This window comes from Stenomitos rutilans (assembly GCF_059505485.1).
Genome location: NZ_JCACKR010000005.1, coordinates 1 through 9,289, shown reverse-complemented (window position 1 = coordinate 9,289; position 9,289 = coordinate 1). Strand labels below are relative to the sequence as shown.

Genomic DNA, 9,289 nt, shown 5'->3' with positions numbered 1-9,289 from the left:
TCAGTGCTTTGTTAGAAACTCTTCTCCCTTAACTCCCTGAATTACCTATAGAGCCTTGCCTTTTACCCTTTACCCATTGGTAGAAAGTGAAGGAATGCAGGTGAAAGTCAAGCCAGCCACTGGATAGTATGCCCCACTCAGCGAGCCTCCAAGACCCCGTGCGACGACATCACCCACCAGCGTTAACCAACGCCGTTGTCAGCCAACAACACCAGGCCTTGCGGCGTCCAGCCGTGTCTGCCCCCGCTGCCTCTTCTCGGCAGTGGGGACGGCGAGAGGGCGCCGGAGCTGACCGTTAAGGGTGGCAGCCGTGCGGCGCGGGCGCGGGCGACAGGTGCCCTGGGTGGGAGCAGTAACGCGGTACTGAGTCCGCGCCGATCGGTTGTGGTGCCAAGCGGTCCAGGTCTCGCAACCATCGGTAGCACAACGATGTTGAGCGTTTCCCGCCCAGTGGTTTGAGCGCGGGGTGCCGGCTGGGTTGCCCGTGCTCACGGCGCGCTGGGTGCGGCGAGCGAGCCGACCGCTGGCGGAGCGTGTGCCAGTAGCCTTAGCACCCTTGGAGCGGGTCTGGGTTGGCGACGGCTCCCCACGCGCAGCGCTGTTTCGCTGCCCCACCGCGGTTGCTTTGAGCGCGAGGGTTTGGGGACTTGGGTTCGGTGGCGGTGCTCCTCACCCAGCAGGTTGGCGGCCTCACCCGCCGCCAAGCCAAGGCACGCGGTCGCAGCCGCACGGGTGGAGCCGCAGTGCGGTGCACCGTGGCCCACTGATGCACCGCGGCCAAGGCGACAAGGGTCAGCCCAGCTTGAGCTGGCACGGGGTCGCAGTCCAGGTGGGCTCCGCTGGGCACACCGACCGCACCGCGGTCACGGCCCCCACGGGACGGCCCCCCTTGGGCGTGGCTGACCTTGACTGCCCTCGCTGGCGGCGGGCGGCAACCTGCCACACGCGCCAGCGCCAGCGCGGTCTCACGGACTGGTGGACTGGCTCCAGCAACCGCAGCCAGCGGCACCGCTGGGCCGCCTGGCGCTTCGACGCCGTCTGGCGATGGAGCCGCTGCACTCGCCCCTGCACTCGCTGTCCCCTTCGAGCGCCGCGCCTTGGCAAGGCGTTTGCCAGGGGTCTCTCACTGCGCCCTTGCCCTGGCTAAGCGCACGACCACCGACCCCATGCCCGACGTCGCGGCACCGGCAAAGCGCGACCTTGCTGGCCTCAAGGCGGTACGCCAAAACCTTCCCAAGCTCGACTGGTCGCCGTCCCCATCCGTCTTGACAGAAACAGGTTTGTCTTAACTTGTTAGGAATGGGCAAAGGATAAAAAGCAGAATGTACGAGGCAGAGGAGGCAACTCAAAACTCTTACACCTCTCACCTCTCACCTCTCTTGAAACTCAAAACTCTCTAGCTTGTCGGCGCAAAGCGCTACTCAAAACTCAAAACTCTCCCCCCCTTCCTACTCCCTACTCCCTACTCCCCACCCCCCTCTGGCAGCTGGCTCATTTGTTCCAGGTTCAGGACTTTTGCCAGCGTTTTAGCATCCATCAAGCCTCGTTCCAGCACGATCGCACGCAACGATTTGCCCGTCTCAAGGGATTCTTTGGCCACTGCTGCTGCATTGAGATAACCAATGTGGGTGTTAAGTGCTGTTACGAGCGCAAGACTGCCTTCTGCATAGGCGAGACACCGATCGCGGTTCGCGGTAATCCCTTTGATCCCCCTCTCTGCCAGAGCGGCGATCGTGTTGCCGAGAATCTCAATGCTGTGGATCAAGTCGTAAGCAATCAGCGGCATCATCACGTTCAGTTCGAGTTGTCCTGCTTGGGCAGCAAAGGCGATCGCGGTGTCATAGCCCATCACCTGAAAGCACACCTGGGAGGTCATTTCTGCCATCACAGGATTGTACTTTCCGGGCATGATGGACGAACCAGGTTGCACAGGTGGCAGTTGAATTTCCTTAAAGCCTGTTTTGGGACCAGAATCAAGCAGGCGCAGATCGTGAGAGATTTTGACGCAATCTTGCGCCAGGTTGCGAAGGGAACCAGAAACGTTGACGAAGGGTGCCATACTCTGCATGGCTGCCATGAGGTGAGGGGCAGGTCGCAGCGGTTGGTCAATTAGATCTGACAAAATTTCTGCCACGCGAAAACGGTATTGGGTATGGGTATTGAGTCCTGTGCCTGCTGCACTGCCGCCCAAGCCCAAAATCATCAAGTCCTTTGAGGCGGTTTCAATCCGCAGCAGATGTTCGCTCAAAATCTGTGCCCAAGCGCGAAAATTGTCGCCTAACCTCACGGGAACGGCATCTTGCAGGTGCGTTCTGCCCGATCGAATCACATCGTGAAATTCCTGCGCCTTTGCTTCCAGTGCTGCGATCGCTCCTGCTAAAGCGGGATACAGCGATCGCTCTAGCGCCAGCAGTCCCCCAATCCGGATCGCAGTCGGAATCACATCGTTCGTAGACTGCCCGTAGTTCACATGGTCGTTGGGATTCAACCGCTTGTAGTTGCCCTTCACATCGCCCAGAATTTCCAGCGCCCGATTCGCAAGCACTTCATTCACGTTCATGTGATGCGATGTGCCTGCCCCCGCCTGATACACATCCACCACAAACTGATCGCGCAGTTTCCCATTCAGCACTTCGTCTGCTGCCTGCACGATCGCCTGACTGATTTCGGGTGTGATGCAGTCCAATTCTCCATTGGCGATCGCGGTTGCCTTCTTAATCAGCACACAGGCATCAACATAGGTTGACAAGGGCTTCAAACCGCTAATCGGAAAGTTCTCAATCGCCCGCAGCGTTTGAATGCCGTAATACGCCGTGTCGGGAATCTGCCGATCGCCCATCGAATCTTTCTCAACGCGATACGCTTCTGGGTTCGTCATAGGTTTTATCGGGTCTGGTTACTCTCCACCAATATTCCACAACTTAGCGCTGAAGCGGTTATTTGCGATACCCTTATGCTCTAAACAAAACCCTCACTATGGCAAAGCTCAGACTGGTACGATCGCACCATGTTTGACAACATCTGCAAGTTTCTCGCTGAAACCTTTTCGACTGACTTTGCTAACTGGTTGCTGAGAGAATCCATTGAACTAATCTCATTAAGTCTATCTGAACTTTCCCTTGAGCCGATTCGTGCTGATGCGATCATTCTGCGACAGTCGGAAGCGATCGTGCTGCACTGCGAGTTTCAGACAGAACCAAACAAAGACAACACGATCGCAATCCATTCGCCACAAATGCAGAGCAATATTGGCAATGTGAGACCAGGCTTAAACCAACTTAAGGTGAGGAGTAATCGACCACTACTCAGCCAGTTGCTGTTCCGATCCACAACTGCAACAATTCAAAGTTAAAACTAGATTATGCAGGTGGCATCAGCACTAAAATAGTTTGCTTTTGATGCTTGCGATAAATTTGAAAATCACTGTCAAGCGTTAGCACCAGGCTATTGTTCTACAGCTCTGACATCGTACTAGACACGCATCGGCTAGAGATATGGGCATCGATCGATAGCCAGTCAGAAACTGTCTCATACCGATTTAAAGAATGACGGCTACAGATCAATCGGTGGGTAGGGGCAAGGCAATGCCTTGCCCCTACAGGATGTGTCGCATTTTCAATTCAAATTGGTATCACAGCGATCATCTCTTCCTCTAAGGATCGTGGATTAAATAAGACCGGAAATCATGTGACTTGAGGTTTGGCAGTGTAATTCCACTTCGGTAAGAATTCATCAAAGACAATCTGCGTGGTTTCTTTAACCCATCATCCTTCTCCTAATTTCCCGGTCTTATTTTGTTCCGGTTCCTAAGATAGATTGAATTGTGTAGAGCAGTAGTGCAGCGATCGAAATTCAGCATACACAAGCAATCCCTTTAAACCTTGAAGTTAACTGTAGATGAACAAGTGCTTGCCTACGATCGTCGTACATTCATGCAGCACCAATCCTGGCGTTTCCACAGAGCCGCGACGACCCAGCCATTTTCTTCGAGGGTGTCGGCGACAGGCTTTGCCTGATCGAGCAGAATGCCGCTAAAGATGCCCCAAGTGTGTGAATGGGCGATCGCGGTCATCTGAGGAATCAAGTCAATGATGACTTCAGCGAGGATATTGCAAACAATGCCATCCACAGGTGCATCAATGATTTCGGCAACGCGATCAACACTGCCTTGCTCGACGACCAGTTGTTCGCCCTTAATCTCGTTGAGATCGCGGCTCTCGCGGGCGGCTTTTACGGCTAGCGGATCGGTATCCACCCCGTAGGCTTTTTTGGCACCCAATAGAATAGCCCCGATCGACAAAATGCCAGACCCGCAGCCAATATCGGCAATGGTGAGCTCCGTCGCCTCACCACCCAGCCGCATTTCGAGCGATTCCAGGCAAAGCTGGGTTGTGGCATGATCGCCCGTTCCAAAGGCAACCCCCGGCTCAAGCTGGAGCACAATGCGATCGGTGTTCTCTGGCTCCGGTAGCCAAGCGGGATTGATGAGAAAGCGATCGCCAATTTCCTGCGGCTGCCAGTAGGCTTTCCAGGTTGTCGCCCAATCTTCTTCGTCAATCAAATCCCACTGCACGGCTGGGATGGGCAGCCCTACACACAGCGCATCTTGCCGTAACGCCAAGGCTAGCGCTGCTAAATCCAGCACGTGTGCTTGCTCTTGCGGCAAGTAGGCTCCAATCAGCGAGGAGTACCCTTTGATCTCACTGGACATGCCACGACAGCCAAACACCTCCAGCCGCCAAAAGATTGTTTCTTCCAGCGCGGCATCGCAAAGAATCTGAATTTCCCACCAACTGCTTGCCATAAGAGCGTTCAGCGTTCAGCGTTCAGCTTAGGTTGCCAGTTTTGCTGCCATTACCAGTCATTGCTGATGGCTGACGGCTGATCGCTGACAGCTACAACGTTACCGTATAAGCATCCCGAATCCCTGGCACTTTCAAAATCTCGGCCAGGATGTTGTCGGGAAGGGGATCGTCGATGCTGAGTACCATAACCGCATCGCCACGCACAATCTTACGACCGACCTGCATACTGGCAATGTTGACATTAAAGTCACCCAGCAACGAGCCGATTTTGCCAATAATCCCTGGCATGTCGCGGTGCAGGGTAAAGAGCATGTAGCGGTTGGGCGGCACGTTGACCGGAAACTCATCCACATTTGTAATACGAATTTCAGAATCACCCAACAGCGCACCCGTGACAGAATGTTCGCCAAGAGAGCCTTTCGCTGAAAGATGAAGTGAACCTGCGTAGTCCTTGATAGAAGCATCACGGGTTTCGATAACGCGAATGCCGCGTTCCTTCGCTTCCAAGCTAGCGTTGACGTAGTTGACCCGCTCCTGCAAGGCGTGAGAGAGCAAGCCTTTGAGAGCCGCCACGACGATCGGCTGACTTTGATTGGTTGCCAGTTCACCCTGGAGCCGCACCGTGAGGGATTCCACCCGTCCGCCTGCCAGTTGCGCGACCAGATTGCCCAGCGTCTCAGCGAGTTGCAGGTAGGGGCGCAGTTGCTCCAGCAGATCGGGACGCAACCCAGGAATGTTGACGGCCGATCGCGCAGGTAAGCCCAGCAGCACATCCCGAATTTGCTCAGCCACGTCGATCGCCACATTTACCTGTGCCTCTTCAGTCGAAGCACCCAGGTGAGGGGTCATCACCATCTCTTTGCCGAGCGATCGGAACGGCGATTCGCCCAACGGCTCTTGCTCGTACACATCCAGTGCGGCTCCGGCAATTTTGCCTTCCTTGAGCGCCTCTGCCAGGGCCGCTTCATCAATAATGCCTCCCCGAGCACAGTTGATAATGCGGACTGTCGGCTTCATGCGGGCGATCGCATCTGCATTGATGAGGTGAGTCGTTTCTGCCGTTTTGGGAATATGCAGCGTAATGTAGTCTGCCTGTTGCAGCAGCACATCCATTTCGACAATCCGACAGCCCAATTGTTCTGCCCGTTCGTGAGAAATAAAGGGATCGTAAGCCAACAGTTTCATGCCCATTGCACGAGCAACGGTTGCTACATGGGCACCAATTTTACCCAACCCGACAATACCCAACGTTTTTTTGTAGACTTCAACGCCCGTGTAATGCTTACGATCCCACTTGCTCGCTTTAACAGCCTGGTTCGCATCGGCAATGTAGCGCGACATCGCCATCATCATGGCTAAGGTATGCTCAGCAGCGGCGATCGTATTGCCTTCTGGCGAGTTGACCACCACAATGCCCTTGCGGGTTGCTGCCAGCACATCCACATTGTCTACACCAACGCCTGCTCGTCCAATAATTTTGAGTTGATTACCCGCCTCAATGACTGCCTGCGTGACGCGCGTCCCGGAGCGAATCATCAGCGCATCGTAGTCTGGAATGATTTTGATCAGGTCATCGGGCGACAAATCCGTTTTAACGTCAACCTGCGCCACTTGAGAGAGGATATCGATCCCCACCTGGTCGATCGGATCAGAAACAAGAACTTTAGGCATAACAACCAGTCAGGGTTAAACGCAGAGCGCTCTAGAGAACAACAAAAGGTAATTTTTGAATACAGCCATCACGACAAAAGCTTCAGTCACGAGGGAAGACGCAAAGGGTTCCCTCACTCACTTAAGATGAAGATGGCTATCCAAACAGACCATCTAGATTACGTCATTTTGAGTCTTGCTTTGCCGAAATCGCTTGATTTTTTAATCTCTGTTTCTTCGCTATTAGGTATCTGTTCTTCCTATGAATTATCTTGTTGCCGTCTTGAGCGATCGCATCCAGGCAGAAGAGGCGTACTCAGCGCTTGAACGCCAGGGACTACCGATGGCTAAGATTGCCATTTTGGGCAAAGGGTACAAAAGTGCCGATGAGTACGGCTTACTTGACCCCAACCAGGAAGCTAGTAAGCAGGTCAAGCTCATGGCTATTTGGCTTGTCCCTTTTGGCTTTGCCGCTGGCTATGTGTTTAATCTGATTACTGGCCTCGATACCTTTGCCTGGGCTGGCGACATTGGCAGCCATATTATTGGCGGCTTGCTGGGCGCTGCATCGGGTGCGTTGGGCAGCATTTTTGTGGGAGGTGGCGTTGGTTTGACCTCAGGTAGCGGTGATGCGCTGCCCTATCGGAATCGCCTTAGTGCTGGTAAATACCTAGTCGTTGTCAAAGGTTCAGAAGCGCTTACCCGACAAGCAACGACGATTCTGCGGCAGTTTGAGCCTGAAAATCTTCAGGGCTATGTGGATACGTCTGACGCTTAGGATTGCGGATTAAATAACTTCGACAAGTGAGATGTTCTGTAGGGGACGCACGGCTGTGCGCCCGTACCTCAAGATCACACTTTAATTAATTCTCGTTCTTTAGTTAGGGTTTAGCCTTTGGTAAGGAAGCATTATCCTCGATTAAACGCTGCTATCCGAAGGCTAAACTTCCTCAACAGTAATAGCTGCCGTTCGACCGTTTGATCCAGTCAGAACAGCAGCTAAAGAAGGGAGATTATGTTGTCTGGAAATGACTCGATGGAAAAAGCGAGCGCTCTACAGCAGGCCCCAGAAATGTAGAACACCTTGACCAGAGTAAAGTTCAAGCAGTAGTGCAGCCAGGAAGCCAATCATGGCAAGACGACCGTTCCACAGTTCTGCTTGGGGAGTGAAACCAAACTTCCAAGCATTGCGATCAGTTTCAACGATGGGAGTGGTCACTTTTGGTGTTGCGTTAGTCATGGTTATTGCTCCAATTACTTTCAGATTGACAAAGATGACGGATCAAGGAACTAGCGCCCTTAATGAAGTGGAAAACCACCACTAAAGCTTCGTTAAGTTATGTAAATTAATATAACGAAGGATTTCAAGAATGGCTAGGTAAGTTGAGTAGATCTTTCCAAAGGGGCAAAACCGTATTTTGGGGAAGCAAGGGGGCAGGGTGCTTCGATTGTTCAGTTGTGGCAGTCTCTAGTGCATAGTCAGGCTATCTTGATGCAGGGGAACTAGTTTAATGGCGACTGTTGCACGGCTGACTCAAAACATTCTTTCCTGTTCCCTCACTTCCAACTGAACAGTAGCAAAATGCCGCTGAGGGCTAGGAATACGCCTACGATCGCCCTGATGCTAACTTTCTCGCCCAGCCGGATCGCCACTGGAATGACGAACAAAGGACTGGTCGCACTGAGAGACTGGGCGATGCCAGTGGCCGTGTATTTCAATGAAACCTGTTGAAGCCAAATGGCAAGATAGGTGCTGGCGAAAGCGGTTCCGATAAGGATGATCAAGAAGCGGCGCGATCGCAGTGGCTTTAGGGCTTGTACGGGTCGCCGTTGTAGCAGTAGCCAGACCAACAACACCAAGCCTCCTGCTACTAACCGAATTAAGGAGCTCCACAGCGGATCGATCGCGGTGCCTGCAAGGGCAGCTCTGGAAAGCACCGCGCCACTCGCCTGTCCCAGCGCGGCCAGGAAGCCAAAGACTGTCCCTCGCCACAAATAGCTTTGAGGTTGCTGTGTGCTGTGCGTTCGTTCAACGACGACCCAGGTGACACCCGCGATCGTCAGGACAATGCCAAGCCAAGCACCAACTGCAAGACGTTCCTGCAAGAAAACCAATGCCATAACAGCCGCTAGCGGTGGTGCAACTGACTCTAAAACCAATGCCCTCCGCGCACCTAAGCAGTTGAGTGCTTCAAAGTACGCGGTGTCGCCAAACCCAATACCAACCACACCACTGAGAACGAGCAGCCCGATCGCTGTCATGCTGACATGAGGTAGTAGCTCGCCTTTTAGCAGCAACGTGAGGATGAGGAGGGCGATCGCAATCACTCCTTTCACTAAATTCAGCACCAATGGCGGTAGCTGCCGCCCAATGTCGGTATAGATGACAGACGCGATCGCCCAAATGAACGCCGCACTGAGTGCTGCCAGTTCCCCACGAAAATCTGTGAGCAATGAGAAAGCCACTGTGTTCTGATTAAATCAATGGGTTACAAATGCTCTTCATACATGAGAGAGTCTGAGGGTAGCATCCCCAAGTGCTCGTAAACCGCTTGTGCCTTTACATTACCTTGGTACACATAGAGACGCAGACCACACGCATTCGCCAGGGTTGCTTGACTTTTCAAATGTTGGTAGAGAGAGCGAAAAATGCCTTGCTGACGATAGTTCGGTTCCACGTAAACATCCTGTAGCCACCAGAACCAGGCGTTTCTGAAATCGCTCCATTCAAACGTCACTAAAACCACTGCAATGACTCTATCGCCAACTTCAACGACCGTATAGAACCCATTTGAGATCTCAAGGGGAGGCAGCAAGCCGCTTCAGCATCAGCC

General features: G+C 53.4%; 10 protein-coding genes. 3 read left to right on the top strand and 7 right to left on the bottom strand.

The genetic code is table 11. The features are described 5' to 3' along the window. Window positions 1-547: 547 nt before the first annotated feature. Window positions 548-814 carry a hypothetical protein gene (locus tag AC5JLP_RS00200; protein ID WP_496065870.1) on the bottom strand — a complete coding sequence of 89 codons (267 nt, stop codon included), beginning with the start codon at window positions 812-814 and terminating at the stop codon, window positions 548-550. A 91-nt stretch (window positions 815-905) separates the two neighbouring features. Here AC5JLP_RS00200 and AC5JLP_RS00195 point away from each other — a divergent pair, with 91 nt between their 5' ends. Beyond that, window positions 906-1,289, top strand: a complete 384-nt coding sequence (locus tag AC5JLP_RS00195) for a hypothetical protein (protein WP_496065869.1) — start codon at window positions 906-908, stop codon at window positions 1,287-1,289. Window positions 1,290-1,462: 173 nt separating this feature from the next. Here the strand turns inward: AC5JLP_RS00195 and AC5JLP_RS00190 are convergent, their stop codons facing one another. Then, the gene (locus AC5JLP_RS00190; protein ID WP_496065868.1) at window positions 1,463-2,878 is read right to left on the bottom strand and encodes an aspartate ammonia-lyase; all 1,416 of its coding nucleotides are present in this window, start codon (window positions 2,876-2,878) and stop codon (window positions 1,463-1,465) included. A gap of 129 nt (window positions 2,879-3,007) precedes the next feature. Here AC5JLP_RS00190 and AC5JLP_RS00185 point away from each other — a divergent pair, with 129 nt between their 5' ends. After that, window positions 3,008-3,352 carry a hypothetical protein gene (locus AC5JLP_RS00185; RefSeq protein ID WP_496065867.1) on the top strand — a complete coding sequence of 115 codons (345 nt, stop codon included), beginning with the start codon at window positions 3,008-3,010 and terminating at the stop codon, window positions 3,350-3,352. Window positions 3,353-3,913: 561 nt separating this feature from the next. Here AC5JLP_RS00185 and prmA read toward each other — a convergent pair. Beyond that, window positions 3,914-4,804 carry a 50S ribosomal protein L11 methyltransferase gene (gene prmA, locus AC5JLP_RS00180; protein ID WP_496065866.1) on the bottom strand — a complete coding sequence of 297 codons (891 nt, stop codon included), beginning with the start codon at window positions 4,802-4,804 and terminating at the stop codon, window positions 3,914-3,916. A 91-nt stretch (window positions 4,805-4,895) separates the two neighbouring features. Continuing rightward, window positions 4,896-6,476 carry a phosphoglycerate dehydrogenase gene (serA, locus tag AC5JLP_RS00175; protein WP_496065865.1) on the bottom strand — a complete coding sequence of 527 codons (1,581 nt, stop codon included), beginning with the start codon at window positions 6,474-6,476 and terminating at the stop codon, window positions 4,896-4,898. 241 nt (window positions 6,477-6,717) lie between these two features. Between serA and AC5JLP_RS00170 the strand changes: the two genes are divergently transcribed. Then, window positions 6,718-7,233, top strand: a complete 516-nt coding sequence (locus AC5JLP_RS00170; RefSeq protein ID WP_496065864.1) for a hypothetical protein — start codon at window positions 6,718-6,720, stop codon at window positions 7,231-7,233. A gap of 276 nt (window positions 7,234-7,509) precedes the next feature. On the opposite strand, the gene AC5JLP_RS00165 is transcribed toward AC5JLP_RS00170, so the two are convergent. The 3 genes from AC5JLP_RS00165 to AC5JLP_RS00155 form a co-directional block, all read right to left on the bottom strand. Then, the gene (locus tag AC5JLP_RS00165; protein WP_496065863.1) at window positions 7,510-7,695 is read right to left on the bottom strand and encodes a chlorophyll a/b-binding protein; all 186 of its coding nucleotides are present in this window, start codon (window positions 7,693-7,695) and stop codon (window positions 7,510-7,512) included. A 317-nt stretch (window positions 7,696-8,012) separates the two neighbouring features. Beyond that, complete coding sequence (locus AC5JLP_RS00160; protein WP_496065862.1) at window positions 8,013-8,921, bottom strand: DMT family transporter; 909 nt, start codon at window positions 8,919-8,921, stop codon at window positions 8,013-8,015. A gap of 23 nt (window positions 8,922-8,944) precedes the next feature. Then, window positions 8,945-9,271, bottom strand: coding sequence for a GNAT family N-acetyltransferase (locus AC5JLP_RS00155; protein WP_496065861.1), 327 nt, complete (start codon window positions 9,269-9,271; stop codon window positions 8,945-8,947). Window positions 9,272-9,289 lie beyond the last annotated feature (18 nt).